16 protein-coding genes are annotated in these 20,266 nt (G+C 42.7%); 7 read left to right on the forward strand and 9 right to left on the reverse strand.

Features of this window, described 5'->3' with window-relative positions:
• A partial coding sequence (locus H5123_RS19225) for a bifunctional diguanylate cyclase/phosphodiesterase (protein WP_259395706.1) occupies positions 1-2,130 on the forward strand: 2,130 nt, incomplete at its 5' end.
• Between the two features lie 14 nt (positions 2,131-2,144).
• On the opposite strand, the gene H5123_RS19230 is transcribed toward H5123_RS19225, so the two are convergent.
• The 3 genes from H5123_RS19230 to H5123_RS19240 all read right to left on the reverse strand — a co-directional run bounded on the left by H5123_RS19230 (position 2,145) and on the right by H5123_RS19240 (position 4,791).
• Positions 2,145-2,747 (reverse strand): YgjP-like metallopeptidase domain-containing protein, encoded by a 603-nt coding sequence (locus H5123_RS19230; protein WP_259395322.1) that lies wholly within the window; start codon positions 2,745-2,747, stop codon positions 2,145-2,147.
• Between the two features lie 119 nt (positions 2,748-2,866).
• Positions 2,867-3,304 (reverse strand): DUF3010 family protein, encoded by a 438-nt coding sequence (locus H5123_RS19235; protein WP_124016100.1) that lies wholly within the window; start codon positions 3,302-3,304, stop codon positions 2,867-2,869.
• A gap of 131 nt (positions 3,305-3,435) precedes the next feature.
• Positions 3,436-4,791, reverse strand: coding sequence for a DEAD/DEAH box helicase (locus H5123_RS19240; protein WP_124016099.1), 1,356 nt, complete (start codon positions 4,789-4,791; stop codon positions 3,436-3,438).
• A gap of 183 nt (positions 4,792-4,974) precedes the next feature.
• Here H5123_RS19240 and rssA point away from each other — a divergent pair, with 183 nt between their 5' ends.
• The 3 genes from rssA (at position 4,975) to nrdG (ending at position 9,110) form a co-directional block, all read left to right on the forward strand.
• The gene (rssA, locus tag H5123_RS19245; RefSeq protein ID WP_124016098.1) at positions 4,975-5,913 is read left to right on the forward strand and encodes a patatin-like phospholipase RssA; all 939 of its coding nucleotides are present in this window, start codon (positions 4,975-4,977) and stop codon (positions 5,911-5,913) included.
• A 612-nt stretch (positions 5,914-6,525) separates the two neighbouring features.
• On the forward strand, positions 6,526-8,643 hold the full coding sequence (gene nrdD / locus H5123_RS19250; RefSeq protein WP_182699000.1) for an anaerobic ribonucleoside-triphosphate reductase: 2,118 nt from the start codon (positions 6,526-6,528) through the stop codon (positions 8,641-8,643).
• Positions 8,643-9,110 carry an anaerobic ribonucleoside-triphosphate reductase-activating protein gene (gene nrdG, locus H5123_RS19255; RefSeq protein ID WP_182699001.1) on the forward strand — a complete coding sequence of 156 codons (468 nt, stop codon included), beginning with the start codon at positions 8,643-8,645 and terminating at the stop codon, positions 9,108-9,110. Before nrdD ends, nrdG begins: the two co-directional genes overlap by 1 nt.
• 79 nt (positions 9,111-9,189) lie before the next feature.
• Here the strand turns inward: nrdG and H5123_RS19260 are convergent, their stop codons facing one another.
• Together H5123_RS19260 and H5123_RS19265 are read right to left on the reverse strand one after the other, a co-directional pair.
• Positions 9,190-10,443 carry an NADH:flavin oxidoreductase/NADH oxidase family protein gene (locus tag H5123_RS19260; RefSeq protein WP_182699002.1) on the reverse strand — a complete coding sequence of 418 codons (1,254 nt, stop codon included), beginning with the start codon at positions 10,441-10,443 and terminating at the stop codon, positions 9,190-9,192.
• Between the two features lie 193 nt (positions 10,444-10,636).
• A complete protein-coding gene (locus H5123_RS19265) occupies positions 10,637-13,114 on the reverse strand; it encodes a TonB-dependent siderophore receptor (RefSeq protein ID WP_182699003.1) in 2,478 nt (825 codons plus the stop codon).
• 444 nt (positions 13,115-13,558) lie between these two features.
• On the opposite strand from H5123_RS19265, the gene H5123_RS19270 reads away from it, so the two are divergent.
• The 3 genes from H5123_RS19270 to H5123_RS19280 are packed head-to-tail and all read left to right on the forward strand — an operon-like array spanning position 13,559 to position 15,515.
• Positions 13,559-13,915, forward strand: a complete 357-nt coding sequence (locus H5123_RS19270; protein ID WP_124016093.1) for a YibL family ribosome-associated protein — start codon at positions 13,559-13,561, stop codon at positions 13,913-13,915.
• Between the two features lie 37 nt (positions 13,916-13,952).
• Positions 13,953-14,561, forward strand: coding sequence for a GTP cyclohydrolase II (gene ribA / locus H5123_RS19275; protein ID WP_124016092.1), 609 nt, complete (start codon positions 13,953-13,955; stop codon positions 14,559-14,561).
• Positions 14,562-14,582: 21 nt separating this feature from the next.
• Entirely contained in the window at positions 14,583-15,515 is a 933-nt protein-coding gene (locus H5123_RS19280) for a hypothetical protein (RefSeq protein ID WP_182699004.1), read from the forward strand.
• Positions 15,516-15,544: 29 nt separating this feature from the next.
• Here the strand turns inward: H5123_RS19280 and H5123_RS19285 are convergent, their stop codons facing one another.
• The 4 genes from H5123_RS19285 to H5123_RS19300 form a co-directional block, all read right to left on the reverse strand.
• Entirely contained in the window at positions 15,545-15,946 is a 402-nt protein-coding gene (locus tag H5123_RS19285; RefSeq protein WP_182699005.1) for a VF530 family DNA-binding protein, read from the reverse strand.
• A 109-nt stretch (positions 15,947-16,055) separates the two neighbouring features.
• On the reverse strand, positions 16,056-17,516 hold the full coding sequence (locus H5123_RS19290; protein ID WP_124016089.1) for a carbon starvation protein A: 1,461 nt from the start codon (positions 17,514-17,516) through the stop codon (positions 16,056-16,058).
• Between the two features lie 171 nt (positions 17,517-17,687).
• On the reverse strand, positions 17,688-18,398 hold the full coding sequence (gene btsR, locus H5123_RS19295) for a two-component system response regulator BtsR (RefSeq protein WP_182699006.1): 711 nt from the start codon (positions 18,396-18,398) through the stop codon (positions 17,688-17,690).
• Positions 18,395-20,071, reverse strand: coding sequence for a sensor histidine kinase (locus tag H5123_RS19300; RefSeq protein ID WP_182699007.1), 1,677 nt, complete (start codon positions 20,069-20,071; stop codon positions 18,395-18,397). Before H5123_RS19300 ends, btsR begins: the two co-directional genes overlap by 4 nt.
• Positions 20,072-20,266: the final 195 nt, after the last annotated feature.

Here is a 20,266-nt window from a genome sequence, read left to right on the forward strand (position 1 = left end):
GACAAAGAACAGCGCGCCAACGAATTAGCCCTTGCTAACATAGAGCTGGCCTTTCAAAACCAAGAGAAAGATAAGCGGGCAGACGAGTTGGTTCTGGCCAATGCAGACAAAGAGCAACGTGCTAATGAGCTAGCCCTTGCTAACATAGAGCTGGCTTTTCAAAACCAAGAGAAAGATAAGCGGGCAGACGAGTTGGTTCTGGCCAATGCAGAGAAAGAGCAACGTGCCAATGAATTAGCCCTTGCTAACATAGAGCTGGCTTTTCAAAACCAAGAGAAAGATAAGCGGGCAGACGAGTTGGTTCTGGCCAATGCAGACAAAGAGCAACGTGCTAATGAATTAGCCCTTGCTAACACAGAGCTGGCTTTTCAAAACCAAGAGAAAGATAAGCGGGCAGACGAGTTAGTTCTGGCCAACGCAGAGAAAGAGCAGCGCGTAAAACAATTAGCCCTTGCCGCCAAGGTATTCACTCATGCTCGTGAAAGCATTATGATCACGGATGCTGAAGGTCTTATTATCGAAGTCAATAAGACCTTCAGTGACATCACAGGTTACAGCCGTGAAGAGGCCATAGGGAAAACCCCTCGTATTCTCAAGTCAGAACGTCAATCACCAGAGTTCTATGTTGATATGTGGCAAGCCATCGTCAGCGAAGGATACTGGTATGGCGAAATTTGGAATCACCGTAAAAATAATGAAGTGTATGCAGTAATGCAGACCATCAGTGCAGTTTGTGATGTAAACGGTATAACGACCCATTATGTCTCTTTAGCGAGCGACATTACGCCGATGAAACAGCATCAAGAACAATTAGAACGTATTGCTCATTATGATGTACTGACCAATTTGCCCAATCGGGTATTGCTGGCAGACAGATTATCTCAAGCCATGCTGCAGTGCAGTCGACACGGGCAGTCTTTAGCGGTGGTATTTCTAGATTTAGATGGTTTTAAAACGGTCAACGATGCCTATGGGCATGATATCGGTGATGAACTGCTTATTGCACTATCGATCCGGATGAAAGAGGCGCTTCGTGAAGGTGATAGCTTAAGCCGCATTGGTGGTGATGAATTTGTCGCTGTGTTGGCCGATTTAGCCAAAGTTGAAGATTGTGAGCCAGTATTGGAGCGACTATTATTGGCCGCGTCAGAGCCTGTAACCGTTAGTGGTGTGGTACTCAATATATCCGTCAGTATTGGTGTTACGCTTTATCCGCGAGATAATGTAGATGCTGATTTACTGATGAGACATGCCGACCAAGCTATGTATATGGCTAAAGAATCCGGCAAGAATCGTTATCATTTATTTGATACCGCGCAAGATGATGCTGTTAAAGTACAACGAGAAAGTCTAGAGGCTATTCGCTATGCTTTAGATCATCATCAGTTTGTCCTCTATTACCAACCTAAAGTTAATATGAAGATAGGTACAGTGGTGGGCGTTGAGGCGCTTATTCGTTGGCAACATCCAGAGCGCGGATTATTAAGTCCAATCGAGTTTTTGCCTGTAATTGAAAACCACACCATGATGATTGAAATAGGTGAATGGGTTATTGATACCGCATTAACACAAATCGGCCAATGGCAAGCTATGGAACTTGATCTCCCGGTAAGCACTAGCGTTAACATTGCGGCAGTACAATTAATGCAGCCTGGCTTCATACAGACGTTAACGGATCTTCTCGCTGCCCACCCCAATGTTGAACCTCGCTATTTAGAGCTAGAGATGTTGGAAACCAGCGCATTAGAAGATGTTAATCATGTGTCAATTATCATGAATGACTGCATGAGCCTAGGTGTCCATTTTGCTTTAGATGATTTCGGCACTGGCTATTCGTCGCTAACTTACCTTAGGCGCTTGCCTGCCAGTTTGATTAAGATAGATCAGAGCTTTGTCAAAGACATGTTGAGTAATATTGACGATTTCGCCATTGTTGAAGGCGTAATCGCCCTAGCGAAATCATTTAAACGTGACGTGATTGCTGAAGGTGTTGAAACCGTTGAACATGGCACTGCATTATTACAACTAGGCTGTGAATTAGCACAAGGTTATGGCATTGCCAGACCTATGCCTGCCTGTGATATCCCCGCGTGGATGAATAACTGGAAGCCTGATGCGAGTTGGCAATGATTAAAATCCATCGATTATTTTCCGTAGGGCGATTGGCCAACTTCTTCAGCGACTAACCATACTCGCATATCAAATTCTAATTGATGGTAATCGGCGAGCATAAAAGTACACAGCTGATAAAAAGCTTTGTTGTGTTCTTTTTCGCGCAAGTGGGCCAGTTCGTGCACCACGACCATTTGTAAAAGCTCAAACGGAATATGCTTTAAGTGTGAGGCTATTCTAATCTCATTTTTGGCTTTGACTTTATTGCCTTGACGGCGATTAACATAAGAATGCAAACCTAGCGCGTGATGGCTCAAGCTAATTTTTTCATCAAAAATGACTTTGGCTAATGGGTCTGACTGACGCATGTAGGTGTTTTTTAATGCGATGGCCATATCATATAAGGCTTTGTCTGTACGTACTTGGTGTACTTTGGGGTAGCGGGTTAGAAAGTGATCACCCAATGCATTGGTATCAACCAATTGGCGGATTTTATCAACCACATCAGGCCGATAACCGTTTAGGTAACGTAAAGGGCTCTGTTCACTCTGCTGTTTTTTGATATCTGCGCTAGTGACTAGCAGGCTGAGGTCTGCTTTGGGTTTTAATGACTGGCTGGCCGATTTGACTGGCATTTTAGGCGGGGCTTTGATCGTTTTAGTTTTAGTGTCTGTCATAAATCAACTAATTAGTTCTGGCGCTACCACGACCATTTTTTCGGTATGGGTAACGCCACAATACAAAGGTTCTTTGTTTACACTTTACCGAAAATGAGTCGATTATGTTGAACATAAGCAACGTCAAAAGCATTTAACTGGACGCGTTTTAGGTCCAATGAGTCAAAGTCAACTTGTGGTGGGTTGCGCTTTAGTTGCTCTTTAATGGTTAAAGGAGAAATAAGCGAAACCGGAAGGTCCATTAATTGTAGTGTAGCTTCAAGTTTGAAGCTGGTGGCACTGCCAGCAAATTTACCTTTTTGCTCACGTTCAATAATGGCGATTTCATCAACTTTATAATCGCTCATTAGTTTTTTAAACGCAAAATCAAATTCACGAATGGATTCCGTGCTAGCTGATTGTGAAATACTGAATGAAACTTTACGACATGCTGGCACGTTAAACGTTTCGCCTTCATAGGTCAGTAAACAGATAATGGCTTCGCCGCCTTTTAATTCCACACCACAAATTTTCATGTTAATCCTTACTGGTTTATTCATACGATAATGCTGTTAGCATGCTCGTTATTGTTCATTTGTTGTAGGGCAGTGTTCTGCCCTACATTGATTATTCTGTCATCGCAGTTTATCAGCGATTGATGTGCCGTTTAGTCTTCTGTTGTTCCGTCGTCTTCAATAATGACAATCGGTTTAACTTTACGGCGCACAGGTGCATCACCTACATCAACCCCGGTAATAAAGCGTTTATCACTCTTAGGGGCTGCTTTGGCTTTTTTCGCCACGCTAGCTCTATTGCTGGTTACTGCGGCTTTTGCACTGGTACCGGCTTTAGCTGCTTGAGGCTTGTCTTTTAGGCCATTAAATTTGGCTTTTAAACCTTCAACTACAGTGAAGTCAAAGTTTTTACGTAAAAATAGTTGGATTTTTTTAAAGCTGTCCCAATCTTTAGGGCCCACAAACGACACTGCATCACCTTTAGCGCCTGCGCGACCTGTTCGGCCAATACGATGGACATACTCTTCAGCAAACTTTGGCATATCAAAGTTAATCACTAAGGAGACGTTGATTAAATCAAGGCCACGTGATGCCACATCGGTAGTCACCAGTATTTGCGATTGGCCTCGAGCAAATTGATCCATAATTTGGTTACGAGCCGATTGCTTCAAATCACCACTGAGCGCTGAGGTCGCAAAACCTTGTGCGGCTAACAGGGTCGCTAAACGGTCTGTATCTGAACGCGTCGCGGTAAATACAATCACTTGCTTATGCTGTTCTTGGCTTAATATATGCTGCAACAAGGCTTGTTTATGGTCTAAATGGTCAACCAAAATAATCCGTTGTTCAATATCTTTGTGTTCACTGTAAGACTCACCAATGGAAACATGGCTTGGGGTTTTCAGTAATGTTGCTGCAATATCACCTATGCTGTCATGATCCAAAGTGGCCGAAAACATTAAGGTTTGGCGACGTTTATGATCGGCGGCATCGTTGATGGCCTTTAATTGCGGGGCAAAACCTAAATCGAGCATGCGGTCGGCTTCGTCTAGCACCAACAATTCTAAGCCGTTTAAATATAAATGGCGTTGTTGTAAGTGATCGGCAATACGCCCTGGTGTGGCAACGATAAAATGCGGATCTCTGGCCAAGGCTTTAGCTTGGTCGTTAAAGTTCTCACCACCAAGTACGCTAATGGCTTTATATTGGGTATTAGCAACTAATAAACGTAATTGGCCATAAACTTGTTGGGCGAGTTCTCGCGTAGGTAACAAAATCAATACCCGCGGATCTTTTTTCGACAATGCTCTGGTGGATATCACTCGCTGCATAGCAGGCAACAAAAACGCTAAGGTTTTACCTGAGCCGGTTTTAGACGATGCCATTAAATCTTTACCTGATAAGGCAATGGGAAGTGCTTGCGCTTGAACATCGGTAGGCGTAGAAATGCCAAGGTGCTTTAAACTGTCAAGCAGGCGCTTGTCCAACGAAAAATCGGTAAATTGCAAAGGTAGATCCCCTAAAAAATGTAAGCCGACGATTATAGCTGTTTCACCTTGCTATAGCCAACAAGAGTCGCTTTAGTTATGCTATTTTTTAGCATTATATTATTGCCTGAGTTCGACGAGGTCATTGGTCGACTAAGCCGAGCTTTATGGTAAAGATGAATACAGAGTATGGAAGGAACAAAGATGACAAAGCTCACTGTGGGATTAGCGCTAGGCAGTGGAGCCGCTAAAGGTTGGGCACATATTGGGGTATTGAATGGGTTAGCCAAGTTAGACATTTACCCAGACAAAGTGGCTGGTTGTTCGGTGGGGGCGTTAGTCGGCGCAGCTTATGCCAATGATCATTTGGCTGAGCTTGAAACTTGGGTCAGTGGCTTTTCAAGCTGGGATGTACTTGGCCTAATGGATTTAGGCTGGCGTAAAGGCGGACTTATTAGTGGTGAGAAAGTGTTTGATGTTTTAGCTAACCGTATTGGTGACCTTAATATTGAACAACTGCAGCGCCCGTTTGCTGCGGTGGCGACAGATTTATATTCTGGGCAAGAGATTTGGTTTAAAGAAGGTGACTTGCGCCATGCGGTGCGTGCTTCATGTTCGATGCCTGGATTTTTACCACCCGTGCAGCAAGGTAATCGATGGGTTGTCGATGGTGCAGTCGTCAACCCGGTTCCTGTTTCATTAGCCCGTTCGATGGGCGTTGATGTAGTTATTGCGGTAGATTTAAATGCTCATCGCCGAGGCCAAATGCATTTGATCCCAGAACAAGTAAAAAGCCGCAAAGCCAGTAAGTCAGAACCTATTGAACAAAAGCGTGAGCTTGAAACCGGCTTTATGGATTTATGGGGGAAAGGCAAAGAGTACATGAGTGGCTTAACCGATAAGCTGGCCATGGGCAGCTCAAAATCTCATCCTGGTATGTTGGCGGTGATGTCACAATCCATGGATATTTTAGAACAACGCCATAAACGTTCGCGTTTAATGGGCGAGCCACCTGATATTTGTATTGTGCCCGATGTGGCTGATATTGGTACCATGGAGTTTCATCGCGCCAAAGAGGCTATTGAAGCGGGTGAGCAGGCAGTCAAAGATATTCACCATTTAATTGAAGCAACCTTAAAGTAACACTTAGGCGATGTCGGACTGGTATATTGATGGCAATATACCCGTTCGCGTCTAAGTGCTTAATGGGTGATTAATCAGTCAGTGCCTGTCAATCGTGGTACAGATATTGGTATCACATGGATGTTCAGCATCAAGGAGAGGGCGCTTATTTATTCTGGGATGCGTTTAATCGGCGCAATCTGTATTAGTTCGACTTATTCAATCTCATGTCGCGCCTCTTCGTCCTGAGTATTCATCTTGTCGTAATGAATACGTCACTTATACGGTTGATACTGTCATTAACGCTGTATTTGATGCCAGGTTATCGAAATGATCATCATTTTGAACGGCTAAAAACCACAACTACACGGTTACCTATGAGATAACTTATTTGCCAAAATCTTACATCGCGATGCTATTTTCAATTTTTTCTACCATGCGATCTCCCGTCATAAAAATCATTTTCCACACCTACAATATTTATTGCGAATAGCAAGTTATTTGCAATAAAAAGTACTGCCGACAATTATGATCTGGATCAAAGTAATGCTCAGCGTTAATGTATCTAATACACTCTATATTGTGTCTTTTGTAAATTAAAGCTCTATATATAGTGCTTGTAAGGATGGTTGTATGCTTGTAGTCGTGAAAAGGGATGGATGCCGGACAGCATTTGATGGATGTCGGATCAAAGAGGCTGTTGTGGCTGCAATGGAGTCTGCAGGTCAAGCTGACCATCAATATGCGCTGCAGTTAGCGCAAACGGTTGAGCAGCAAATGGCTTGCAAAACCGAAGTTGATATTCACGAGCTACAAGATGCAGTTGAAAACTTATTAATGTCAGGACCGTTTAAGTCGGTGGCACGTCACTATATTGAGTATCGACACGACCGTGACACTCACCGTGAGACTCAGAGTAAATTAAACTGCGCTATTCGTGGTTTGGTTGAGCAATCAGACAATGCCATTTTAAACGAAAATGCCAATAAAGATGCCAAAGTGATCCCAACTCAACGAGACTTACTCGCAGGGATAGTTGCCAAGCATTACGCTAAAACTCACTTGTTACCTAAAGATGTGGTTAGCGCTCATGAGAAAGGAGAAATTCACTATCATGATCTCGACTATGCACCATTTTTCCCGATGTTTAACTGCATGCTAATTGATTTAGCTGGCATGTTAACTCATGGTTTTAAAATGGGTAATGCTGAAATTGAACCGCCTAAATCCATCTCAACAGCAACGGCGGTGACTGCGCAAATTATTGCCCAAGTGGCGAGCCATATTTACGGCGGTACAACCATTAACCGTATTGATGAAGTGTTGGCTGAGTTTGTGCAAATTAGTTATCAAAAACACCTTGCTGTGGCTCGCAAATGGCAAGTAGCCGATGTCGAAGGTTATGCAATGACGCAAACCGAAAAAGAGTGTCATGATGCATTCCAGTCGTTGGAATATGAAGTCAACACCTTGCATACCGCCAATGGCCAAACGCCGTTTGTGACCTTTGGCTTTGGTTTAGGTGTGTCGTGGGAGTCTCGCTTAATTCAGCGGTCGATGTTAACTGTGCGCATGGCTGGTTTAGGTAAAAACCGCAAAACGGCCGTCTTTCCTAAATTGGTGTTTGCCATTAAAGATGGCGTCAATCATCAAGCTACTGACGTCAATTACGACATCAAAAAGATGGCCTTAACTTGCTCAACTATGCGTATGTATCCAGATATTTTAAATTATGATCAGGTGGTTAAAGTCACTGGTTCATTTAAAACCCCCATGGGTTGTCGCTCCTTTTTGGGGGTTTATGAACAAGATGGTCAACAAGTACATGAAGGTCGCAATAATTTAGGTGTGGTTAGCCTTAACTTACCGCGTATTGCGTTAGAAGCGGGTAAAGATGAGCAGCGTTTTTATCAATTACTCGATGAACGTTTGTTAGTTGCTCGCAAAGCGTTAGATACGCGGATTGCACGCTTAACCGGGGTTAAAGCCCGTGTTGCGCCGATTTTATACATGGAAGGTGCTTGCGGTGTACGCTTAAATGCCGATGATGATGTTAGCGACATTTTTAAAAATGGCCGTGCGTCAATTTCGTTAGGCTTTATTGGCCTGCACGAAACGGTTAATGCTTTATATGGCAATGCTGAGCATGTGTTTGATAACGCGCAACTACGTGAAAAAGCGGTCGCCATTATTCATCATCTAAAACAAGCCACTGAATCTTGGAAGCAAGAAACCGGTTATGGTTTTAGTTTGTATAGCACCCCAAGTGAAAATTTATGTAGTCGCTTTTGCCTACTTGATACCACCCAGTTCGGTGTAGTACCTGGGGTGACTGACAAAGGCTATTACACTAATAGTTTCCATTTAGATGTTGAAAAGAAAGTGAATCCTTTTGATAAAATTGATTTTGAACAACCTTATCCAGCCATCGCTAATGGTGGGTTTATTTGCTACGGCGAATTTCCTAACATGCAAAACAACATTGAAGCACTGGAAAATGTCTGGGACTACAGCTACAGCAGGGTGCCATATTACGGCACTAACACCCCGATAGATGAGTGTTACGATTGCGGCTACATTGGAGAGTTCAATTGTACCAGTAAGGGCTTTGTCTGCCCTAAATGCGGTAACCATGAGCCTAGTAGGGTATCGGTGACTCGCCGTGTATGTGGTTATTTAGGCAGTCCTGATGCGCGGCCGTTTAACTTTGGTAAGCAAGAAGAAGTTAAACGCAGAGTGAAGCATTTATAATGCATTACAGTGCTTACCATAGTGTTGATGTGATCAACGGCGAAGGTACCCGTTGCTGCTTATTTGTTAGCGGTTGTGAACATGCCTGTAAGGGATGCTATAACCAAAGTACTTGGCGTGTAGATGCTGGCCATGTATTTAGCCAAGCGTTAGAAGATCAGATTATTGCTGATTTAACCGACAGCCGTATTTATCGGCGCGGCCTATCGTTAAGTGGTGGTGACCCACTGCATCCGGCTAACCTGGAAGCCGTATTGCAATTAGTGACTAGGGTAAATACCGAATGTCCCGATAAAGACATTTGGTTATGGACTGGTTACCAACAGGCCGATCTCACGTCACAGCAGCAAGCTGTGGTGGCATTAGTCGATGTACTTATTGACGGTAAGTTTGAACAAGATAAAGCCGATCCCGCGTTATTATGGCGCGGAAGTAGCAATCAGCAGATTTATCGTTTTAAGCGCTAGCGTTTTTTAAGACTAGTCGTTTAATGCCAGCGCTTTAATGGTTAGCTGGTTCATTATTAGCACGTTAATTTTTAAGAGGCTAATCGTTTACATTTTGATCATTAGAAAGACCTAAACCATAACGATAACGTTTAGTACGTTGTCTGGTGTTAAATTGATCGACCAATAAACTCCATATGGGGGAGTCATTAATTTGAGGGTGTTTGCCTTGGCTTATTCGGCGAAGCTGGCGTTTAATGACTGCCATAGTCGCTAGCCCGGCTAAAGGTTTGCTCTGCCAATTCACCGTGGGCATCGCAGGGGTGAACTCAGGTTTGCTGCGCCATATATTGGCTAAGTCAGGATAAAAGGCAAGGGCGCTGGCAATGCCGCATAAGGTAAAGCCGGCATCAACGACTTGTTGCGCAACAGGCAGGCGATAAATGCCTCCCGTTAACATCAACGCAATTGGACTACGCAGAACTAACTGTGCGGTTAAATGTAAAAAGTAAGCTTCTCGAGCTAAGGTGCGCTCATCGGCGCTGCGACCTTGCATTGCGGGGGCTTCATAGCTGCCGCCGGATAACTCGACCATTTCAACTTGATGCGGTGCGAGCATATTAATCACTTTTTCGGCATCGTCGACATCAAAACCACCGCGTTGAAAATCGGCTGAGTTAAGCTTTACCGCAATATCAAAATCTGCACCACATTTATGCCTAATTTGCTTGACCACTTCAATTAATAACCTGGCTCGATTCTCTAAGCTTGCGCCCCATTCATCATCGCGCTGATTAGTTAACGGTGATAAAAACTGCGCTAACAAATAACCATGTGCGGCATGAACTTGTACACCATCAAAACCCGCTTGTTGAGCCATTCTTGCGGTCGTGACAAAGCGTTGGATAACATCATCAATGTCAGTGGTTGTCATTGCTTTAGGCTGAGAAAACATCGATGAGTGTTTACCTAAATCAAGTGCGACAGCTGAAGGTGCAATATTTTTGCCCCCCATCGCTTTAAATACCTGACGGCCTGGATGATTAATTTGCATCCACACCCTGGCGTTATTTTGCTTGGCTATTTTGGCCCATTGGATAAACGGCTCAAGTGCGCTGCTGGATGTGAGTACCACACCACCAGGGCCTGTCATGGCTAAAGGGTCAATCATCACATTACCGGTAATCATTAATCCAACACCGCCCTTGGCCCAAGCATCGTATAAGTTGAACAATGCTTGATCTGGTTGTTGCTGAACGTTGGCAAGATTCTCTTCCATTGCCGCTTTGACTAAGCGATTGGCAATGATCGCACCATTGGTTAATGTGTATGGACTAAAAATGGTATTAGCCATCAAATAACATCCTAAGATAAGCTATTGAATTAATGCTTCGTTTATCCTACATGTAGCCTAAATAGTCAATTATGCTCATTAGATAACGATAAAAAAAGCACTGCCACAGGCAGTGCTTTCATCATCTCTTTACTCAATTTAGCGCTAAATTGAGATCTAGATTTCGAGCAAACAAAATCCCGATTGATATGTTTTAAATACGATAAGTTAAGGTTAACTTCGCATTACGCTCTTCGCCAGGAAGACCCCCTAAGAACATGGCCTTATCGAAATACGTTTGATTAAATAGGTTATTAATGTTCAGTTGAATTTTATAACGTTCAACATCATAGCTAATAGCCGAGTCGATGACGCTATAACTGGGGACATAACCGTCAGGTATGCCAAATGAGCTAGACTGCGTGCTGCGTTCATCGACATATTTAGCGCCTAAACTTAATGACAGTGGCGCAGGTAAGCCCAATGCTGCGGCATAAGTTACCCAAGCGCCTGCAGTAACATAAGGTATGCCTTTTTGGCGTTGTCCATAATCATTACTATTGGGGTTTTGGTTGTCTCTGGCATCTTGGTAAACTGCGTTAACGTTGACTTTCCACTGTTCGCTTAAATATGCATTAAGATCTAATTCAACTCCTTTGGTGTCTTCGCTACCATTATAAAAGTACGGGTCAATGTTAGGCGTGACTGCGCTACTGTCGTAATCTGGATTGCTGTAGGCTACATTGGTTCGTGAGGTTTTAAACAATACTAATGATGCCAGTAATTGGTCATCAAATGCTTTAATCCGAATACCCAAATCATTACTGATTGATTGTGAATCATCACGATCAGCTTCATTACCTTTTACATCACCTAATACACTATAAGTCGTGCGACCTTTAGAGTGATTAATGAATACAGAGATATCATCAGTAGGCATATAGGTTAGGCCTAAATTGTAGGTTACACCGTTATCTGTGGTGTCTGCTTCTGGTTGTGGATCCGCTAGGCTACTGCTGTAACGAGCATCAACGCCTAAGTGTTGGTAAGTTTGTTTGATTTCGTTAAAAGCAAACCCAATACGGCTGGTAAATCCGCCGCCTAAATAGCCCACATGTTGTATACCTAACCCCCATGCCGTTACTGATTTATTATAATTACTGGTTAATAACGGATCGTACTCTTCAAACTCTCCCTCGCCCCAATTGGGGTTACGGATGTCATAAATGTACGGCAAGCTTCCTTGATAGGATTGATTGCCATTGGCATCTTTCAAGGTGTAATCGGCATCGTAAATCGAATATTGTTTAAAGCGGATGTCGCGGTCTTCAAAGTTAGCATTGATCAGTAATTCGTTACTGATATTGCCGATATCGAAGTCATAGCGCAAATCAGCAAAATACTGCCACGACTTTTCTTCTGCCGAGACTTTGCGATATTCCTGACGACGGGCGGCAAAAGGATATAAGGTGCCATCCTCAACTAAAGGCGCACGGGGATCGGCATTAATAACGCCATTTCGTCGCCAATAAACGTAATTATAAGCCCCAGTTTGACGTGCAAAGCTGGTTTCGTAATCACGGTGTTGCAACTGCTGATTTAAAAACAAATTATCGGTTAAGTACACATTATGGCTGAGTTTAAAGCGTAACTCTTCACCCTTGTTGTCTTTCGCCATCGGTGAAATAAGACCATTATGTCCAAATTGATAAGGTGTTAAGCCATCGTTTGCACTTAATGAATCCGCTAATTGTTGACGTTGTTGATCTGTTAGCTGTAAGCCATTATTGGTTGGATCATTGACCAAATCCTGCCAGTTCACTTCCCCTGCGGTTTTGCCCTCGACAGAGGCGGCATTATAGATGCGGATAGGATGGCCTATTGAGTCGACGGGAATAGCATCATTAATATAAGCCGTTGATAGCATGATGTTTTGATTTTCATTAAGCACATATTTAAGCGAGCCATATATTTCATCGCGATCGGTACCTAGATCTCGATAACCGGTACTATGGGCGGTTTTCGCCACTAGACGGTAGGCTAGGTCGTCAGTTATACCGCCAGTAGAATCAGCCATAAGAGAGTAGGTATCCCATTGACCTACTTCGGCTTCAAACAGTTGTTTGCTGACAAACTCAGGCTTTTTCTCAATAAGGTTAATTACACCGCCCGCGCTGCCCATACCATAAAGCCCTGTTGCTGGACCTTTGAGAACTTCAACAGAACTCACATTAGTCAATGAACGAGTGGGATTAAAGGTGTTACCTAAACCTGCGCCGCCATACATACCATCGTAAGTGTAGTTTGCACCTAACCCTCGCACGACTATGTTATCGCCAATACCATAATTATTACCGGCTTGGGTTACACCACTTATGTTACGCACTAAATCCTGCATATTGGTGATGCCTTGTGAGTCGATGAGTGTCTCATCAACGATCACTACCGCTGCAGGCGTTTCCATAAGCGACATATCAGATTTAGTCGCTAATCCTGAGTTCATTACTACTTGATTTTGTCTGCCGTAAACCGTCATTCGCTCATAGTGTTCTGAGTCTGATGCACTGCTCGAATCACTTGATGCTGGTGCAATAATCTCTGGCGATGGAATAGGTGTTTGGGCATGAACATAAACGGGAAACAATACACTTTGGCAAGCTATAGCAAGTAGTGATAAACGCAGTGGCGACATAACATGGGACCTCTATTAATATTTATGCGAATGATAATGATTATCATAAGTATTGCAATAGTGGCTTGACGGAAATGCTGTAGAAAGCGGCTTTGCTAGATGTGGTTGCTGAACAATTAAACAAGATGAGTGGTAATTAGATAGCGGTGAGGAGCTTTTAAAGTGTTACATCAGCGAGGAATTAGTGAGTCGAGACCATAAAAATCATTAATTATGCTCACAAGGTCAGGACAAAGTGGAATAGTAGCGTTGGTTTTTCGCAGGGTAGTACTGGCTAAATTGTGTATCGAGGTTGAAAAACTTTACCAGTACATGTCTATAAGAAGCGTTTCCTATTCGCATCTTAGGGGGTTTTGGGTATATAATCTGCCTCCGAAACGGTGTTGTGATAAACGTATAAACGTAAACGATTCACTAACACACCAAAGCACTTAAGGTAATCAAATGAATTTAAAGCTAGAACTGCAGACATTGAATGATAAATTAGACAAGTTTCGTCGCAAATTAGCTGCGGCTGAAGCACGTGGCGACGCCACGATTGTCCTGCAGTTTAAGAAAGAAGTGGCCACTGTTACTAAGCGAATCGCGAGTATTAAAGGCCAACAAACGCGTCAGTTTAGTCAAGAAGGTACAGCACTAAAAGCGCTCGGTTTTAAGCGCACTTTAACCAAAGCTGAACAAGCTGATATGGGTAAGTTAAATAAATCGGTTAAAGGCTTAGTGGTTGTGCATCCTTTAACGGCGTTAGGCCGTGAGATGGGCATAAAAGAAGTCACGGGTTTTGCTCCTGCTAAGTTCTAATATTTTCTTTTACAGTTAGTTGTCGTAAGGTTAATTCATGCCGATAAAATATATCGCAACATCTAAGTTACCCACACCTTGGGGTGTTTTTGCCATGCACGGTTTCGAAGAAATTGCTACTGGTAAAGAACACGTTGCGTTGACATTTGGTCAACTGGATCCCACTCAACCTATGCTAGGTCGTGTTCATTCTGAATGTTTAACCGGTGATGCATTATTTAGTTTACGTTGTGATTGTGGTTTTCAATTACAAGCCGCCATGCAAAGTATCGCTGAAAAAGGCCAAGGCTTTTTGTTGTACTTACGTCAAGAAGGGCGTGGGATTGGCTTACTCAATAAAATTCGTGCTTATGAGCTCCAAGATGCGGGTGCTAATACCGTAGAAGCCAATTTGCGTTTGGGTTTTGAAGCCGACATGCGTAAATACGACATGATTTTACCGATGTTAACCCAAATTGGGGTGACCAAAGTGAAGTTGATGACCAATAATCCGCGTAAAGTGATGGCAATGCAAAATGTGGGCATTGAAGTAGTGGAACGTATTCCGTTGCAAGTCGGTAAAAATCGCTACAACGAATCATATTTAAAGACCAAGTCCACTGAGCTAGGTCATATGATGTCGGAATATCATTTTCACGATGAATAGTTTGGCACAGAAATAGTTTAAATGATGATGAGACAAGGGCAGAACACACAGCTTATTGGGTCATCATCATTTGCTTCTGCGCGCTTTGCAGCGGTACTTTTTCGCTTAATCTTGGTAGCGCTTCTGTTTTTTTGCAGTAGGGGTAGCTATGGATCTGAATTACCTTCACCAACATCCCCTCAATTAATCACTGAACCTGATGCTTCACATTATGCGTTTGCCAATTATTTAGGCAGTGGTATTTATCGTACCTCAGGCCAAAGTGCTGCAGTGGCCAATATTCCTTTGGGGTTTGTGCTTGACTCAACCGACGATTATTTACTTAAACTTCGCTTTACCGCATCGCTGGGTTTTTTTGATTATTCATTTAACGATTTACCTCAAGGCAGCATTCCTAAAAGTGTTGGTACGATAACGTTAACCCCTGGGCTTGAATATCACTGGCGAGTGGATGATAAGTTAACCTTAGAGAGTTATGTTGATTTAGGTTATGGACATAATTTTTCAACTTCCAGCCATGTAGGCATTTTTTCAACTGGCATTTCTGCACTCTATAAGCTCGATGCGCCTTTATTTACTCCAGTATGGGTCAATCGGATTTATTATGCGGGTTATCAAAGTAATCAAAATGACAGTACAGAAGGCTATTCCGTGTTTAAAAGCGGTATTGATTTTGGGGTTAATTATGATTGGCAGTGGCAGGATACTCGGGTTGAACCGAGATTTTTTATTGCCGGACATTGGTATTTCGATAAGCTAAAATTTGTCTCGCCGGTTGGGGATAATGTATTAACCTCATATACTTATGAAATTGGTACTACGTTGGCTTTTTCTAAACCTATTACCTTGAGTGCAATAGGTTTAGACAGTGTTGAAATAGAGCATTTTGGATTAAGTTATCAAGTAGGTGGTGGGCTTAAAGTGTGGCGATTGATTTTTGAGTTTCCGTTATAAGCCCCCTGCAATGGTTACCTCTTAATACATTAATTTGAGTTTGTTCCCCAAATATCCGCATTCACAGGTGTTGTCGACTTTTCTGTAGCTGTGCTCGAGCTTGGTTTTGCTGTAGCCGCTTTGTGGGTTGCAGGTCTCGTTGAGGCTACTTTTGTCTTTGATGGCCGAGTTTTAGTCGTAAATGCTCCGCGACTATCTTCTTTCGGTGGCGGCAATGGCAGCTTGTTAGCTTTAAGGTACAAGTATTCAACTTTGTCGCGGGCCCAAGGCGTTTTACGTAAAAACTTCAAGGTTGATTTTACACTCGGGTTATCTTTGAAACACTGAATGTTTATCCTCGATGCGAGTTCTTCCCAGCCGTATTTTTCAACCAGTGAAGTCACTATCGTTTCTAGTTTTATGCCGTGAAGCGGGTTGTTTGCTTGTGTCATGGACCGTGCGAGCTAATTGAGTTTGGTGATATTATACCTATATTGCAACCAAAGAGATATCTACACAAAAACGGCAGCCTAGGCTGCCGTTTTTATTTAATATGAGCGATTATTGCTCTTTGACGAATACGACTTTTTCTTCATCATCTGAATCTATATCGCCTTTACCTTTAGTATTAATAATAATCATTGCGGCAATAATTGCGGTAGTGACTAAACCTGCAATGGTTGATACTGTCATCGGTAAACCCGCACCTAATGTTGATGAGTTCAACATAAAGCTAATGACAACACAGGTCATGAACATCGCTGGTACAGTACAAATCCAATGAAACTTATTATGGCGCAGTAAGTAAGCCGCTGCAGTCCATAGCATCAATACCGCAGTGGTTTGGTTTGCAACACCAAAGTAGCGCCAGATAATGCCAAAATCGACTTGAGTGAGCATTGCACCAACAGCAAATAATGGTAATGCTAGCAGTAAGCGCTTAGGTAGCTCGACTTGCTTAATGTTAAAGAACTCAGCCAAGATTAGACGTGCTGAACGAAATGCGGTATCACCTGAGGTGATAGGTAATACAATCACACCCAAGATAGCCAAGAAACCACCAAATGTGCCTAGTAGACCATTAGATGCTTCGTATACCACGTTAGCGGGGTTGCCACCCATGCCGGCATTTAATCCTTCCACACCACCAAAGAATGATAATGCAATAGCACACCAAATTAGCGCAATCACACCTTCACCAATCATGGCACCAAAGAACACAAAGCGACCATTTGACTCATTTTCAACACAGCGGGCCATTAATGGAGATTGTGTTGCATGGAAACCTGATACGGCTCCACAAGCAATGGTGATGAATAATGCAGGCCATAGTGGCATGTCATTAGGGTTTAGGTTGCTAAAAAAGTCACCCATTACAAAGCCTGGCAACATGGTATGTTCACTTGACACTGCTAGGGCTATGATAAGACCCAGTGACATAAATACCAGTAATGCACCGAAGAATGGGTATAAGCGGCCAATGATTTTATCGATAGGAACGATAGTGGCAACTAAGTAATAGACAAAAATAATACCGACAAAAATGGTCACATCTAAACCAGTTAGTTTACTCAACAAGCCCGCAGGAGCAGAGATAAACACCACTCCAACTAACAATAATAAGATAATGGCAAAAAAGTTCATAAAGTGTTTAGCGCTTTTGCCTAAATACTTACCCGCTAGGTTAGGAACCGATTGACCGTTATTGCGTACCGATAACATCCCCGAAAAATAATCGTGAACGGCACCAGCAAAAATACAACCAAATACAATCCACAGCATAGCTGCTGGGCCGTATAGTGCGCCGAGAATAGGACCAAAAATTGGGCCGACTCCAGCAATGTTTAATAATTGAATTAAGTAGACTTTGCCTTTAGACATTGGCACGAAATCGACGCCGTCTGTTTGTGTAAAAGCGGGTGTTTGTCTTTGAGTGTTAATGCCGAATACTTTTTCGACAAAGGTCCCGTAAATAAAGTAACCGCCGATGAGTAAAGCAACACAGAGTAGAAACCAAGTCATTTTTATATCTCCCCATTTATATCGTGTGACCACTTTAAAGCATCAAGGTGGTCAATTGGGGGCGAACTCTGTGACAGGTTGAATGTCTTGCCTAAGTGGTAAATATTCACTGTGAGCGGTTTGACCCGCAGAGTAAATGTGGCCTGTATCACATGTCTTTTGAACTAAATACTATTGAAATCCAAGCAACAGTTTCAACTCTTTGAGATATCTGCGTGAAATAGGAACTTTAGCGCCGCTATGGGTAGTGACTTCTGCGCCGCTGTCGGTGATTTCAATTTCAGAAATTGCACTCGGTGCCAGTAGGTATTGTTTATGACAACGAAAAAGTGCGGTTTTTTGCTCTAAGACTTTTAGGGTTAATTGGGTATGGCTTAAACCTTTATTTGAACACACATGAATACCGCCAACATCACTAACAATAAATTCAACGTCAGCGGTTGCGACAACTTTGAGCTTATTACCACTGTAGCAGGGTAAATGAGCTAATTGCGTCGGTAATATCTGAGACATCCGTTGCGGCGCGATATTGGCTCTAACTCTATCTAAGGTTTGGTTGAAGCGTTTCTCATCAATGGGTTTTAATAAGTAATCGAAGGCATTGTTATCGAATGCTTTTATCGCATATTCATCAAATGCGGTAATAAATACTGCTCGTGGCATTTGCTCTGGATTGAGCATCGCAAGCAGCTCCATACCATTGATCCGCGGCATTTGAATATCAACAAAAATAAGATCAGGCTTTACAAGGTTAATTTGCTGTAGAGCTTCAATGGCATTACTGCATTGCCCCAACACTCTTATATCAGGATGTTTGTCGAGTAAATCGGCCACTTCTTGGCGGGCAAACGGTTCATCATCAATGATTAGACATGAGATCATTGGTCAATTTCCTTTAACGGTACACGCACACTGACACGGGTGAACTCATCTGCTTTACACTCAACTTCAATACCGTATTGGCTGCCAAATAAATTCTGAATTCGCTTATGGACTAAGTTCATTCCTAAGCCGTCGGTGTTGTTCGATGGTTGATACAAACCCGCGTTATCCGTGACATTAAGCATAAGATCATCACCATCAATTGTCGCCTGTACATTAATAACACCGGCTTCAAGCATACGCGATGTACCATGTTTCACTGCATTTTCAATTAAAGGTTGTAAGGTAAATGCAGGCATTTTTAAGTGATGATAAATACTCGGTATATCAATGCTCACTTGTAACTTATCAATAAAGCGAGCACGTTCAATCGACAAATAAGCGTCTATATGTTCAAGTTCATCTGCCATGGTGACTAGCCCTGTTGTTCGGGTTAGGTTAATGCGTAAAAATTGCGATAATTGCTGCAATAACTGTTTAGACATTTGCGGGTCACGCTTAATAATCGCACTAATAGTGTTGAGAGCATTAAATAAGAAGTGAGGATTCACTTGTGCTTGTAACAACTTTATCTCTGCTTGCATGAGTAAACTTTTTTGCTGTTCAAAGCGCCCATAAAGTATTTGGTTAGACAGTAATCTGGCAATTCCTTCGCCTAAGGTGCGATTAATGTTTAAAAACAGCTTGTTTTTCGGCTCATACAATTTAATCGTGCCAATGACTTCGTCATTACTGCGCAGCGGGATCACTAAGCTTGAGCCTAAGCTGCAGTTTGCGGATAGAGAACATGAATAAGGGGTGTCGACGCCATCGGCAAACATGACACTATTTTGTGCAATGGCCTCGAGAGTGATTTGAGATGAAATGGGTGTATTAGGAATATGGTGGTCAGCGCCAATACCAATAAAGGCGAGTAATTTATTCCTGTCTGTAATGGCTACCGCACCGACTTGGGTTTCTTCTATGACGATTTGAGCAACTTGTTTGCTCGACTCTAAATTAAAGCCCTTTGACAGCAATCCGACACTGCGCTCAGCAATTTTGAGGGCTTTGGTTGAAAAGCTGGACGAGAGTTTATCGAACATCGCTTTTTGGTCGCGAACAATACTCATAAACATGGCTGCACCAAGGGAATTAATCAATAACATTGGCGGAGCGATGAGCTTAACTAACTCCCACGCTTGATCAAAGGGTTTGGCGATTAATACAATAATCGACATCTGCATAATTTCAGCCATAAATGTCACTCCAAATACCACCATTGGCTGATAAGCCATTTCAGACTTGCCGGCTTTTTTGAAGTAATAGCTGATCATTCCTGCAGATAAACCTTCTAACGTAGTCGATATTGCACAAGCAACATCGGTAAATCCACCCATAGAATAACGGTGTAAGCCGCCGGTTAAGCCAACCAGAAGCCCGGTAATTGGACCACCCAATAATCCGCCTAATACCGCACCCATTGCACGAGTATTGGCTATCGCTCCTGAGGTTTGTTCTCCAAAGTAAGTTGCCATAATACAAAAGCTTGAGAACACTAAGTAGATGAAGATTTTGTGAGGTAATCGTTTCGATGTTTCGGCAAAGAATTTAAATAATGGCGTTTTACTGACTAAGTAAACGATAACTAAGTAAACACACATTTGCTGTGTTAGTAGCACTATTAACGCCATATTATCTCTTTAGGATGTAATTAAATGCAGTCAAATTGGATTGTTAACACGTGGCTTGTTATTTTGCTTAGGCGCCATCAGTAATCAGTTATTGATTACTGACATCTTAATATTAATTTACCATTAGGGTGATGAACATAAGTGTTCAATATTACATCGTGACTTATGTCTCCAAATATCACCTGCCTAACCTGA

It is taken from the genome of Shewanella sp. SR43-4 (genome assembly GCF_014163845.1).
In the GTDB taxonomy this organism is placed as follows: Bacteria; Pseudomonadota; Gammaproteobacteria; order Enterobacterales; family Shewanellaceae; genus Shewanella; species Shewanella vesiculosa.

Coding starts and splice junctions, on each gene's coding strand:
- H5123_RS19300 (WP_182699007.1), bottom strand. CDS start 20,071: ATGGCGTTAATAGTGCTACTAACACAGCAAATGTGTGTTTACTTAGTT.
- H5123_RS19230 (WP_259395322.1), bottom strand. CDS start 2,747: ATGCCAGTCAAATCGGCCAGCCAGTCATTAAAACCCAAAGCAGACCTC.
- rssA (WP_124016098.1), top strand. CDS start 4,975: ATGACAAAGCTCACTGTGGGATTAGCGCTAGGCAGTGGAGCCGCTAAA.
- nrdD (WP_182699000.1), top strand. CDS start 6,526: ATGCTTGTAGTCGTGAAAAGGGATGGATGCCGGACAGCATTTGATGGA.
- btsR (WP_182699006.1), bottom strand. CDS start 18,398: ATGATCTCATGTCTAATCATTGATGATGAACCGTTTGCCCGCCAAGAA.
- H5123_RS19270 (WP_124016093.1), top strand. CDS start 13,559: ATGAATTTAAAGCTAGAACTGCAGACATTGAATGATAAATTAGACAAG.
- H5123_RS19265 (WP_182699003.1), bottom strand. CDS start 13,114: ATGTCGCCACTGCGTTTATCACTACTTGCTATAGCTTGCCAAAGTGTA.
- H5123_RS19285 (WP_182699005.1), bottom strand. CDS start 15,946: ATGACACAAGCAAACAACCCGCTTCACGGCATAAAACTAGAAACGATA.
- H5123_RS19280 (WP_182699004.1), top strand. CDS start 14,583: ATGATGATGAGACAAGGGCAGAACACACAGCTTATTGGGTCATCATCA.
- nrdG (WP_182699001.1), top strand. CDS start 8,643: ATGCATTACAGTGCTTACCATAGTGTTGATGTGATCAACGGCGAAGGT.
- H5123_RS19290 (WP_124016089.1), bottom strand. CDS start 17,516: ATGACTTGGTTTCTACTCTGTGTTGCTTTACTCATCGGCGGTTACTTT.
- ribA (WP_124016092.1), top strand. CDS start 13,953: ATGCCGATAAAATATATCGCAACATCTAAGTTACCCACACCTTGGGGT.
- H5123_RS19235 (WP_124016100.1), bottom strand. CDS start 3,304: ATGAAAATTTGTGGTGTGGAATTAAAAGGCGGCGAAGCCATTATCTGT.
- H5123_RS19260 (WP_182699002.1), bottom strand. CDS start 10,443: ATGGCTAATACCATTTTTAGTCCATACACATTAACCAATGGTGCGATC.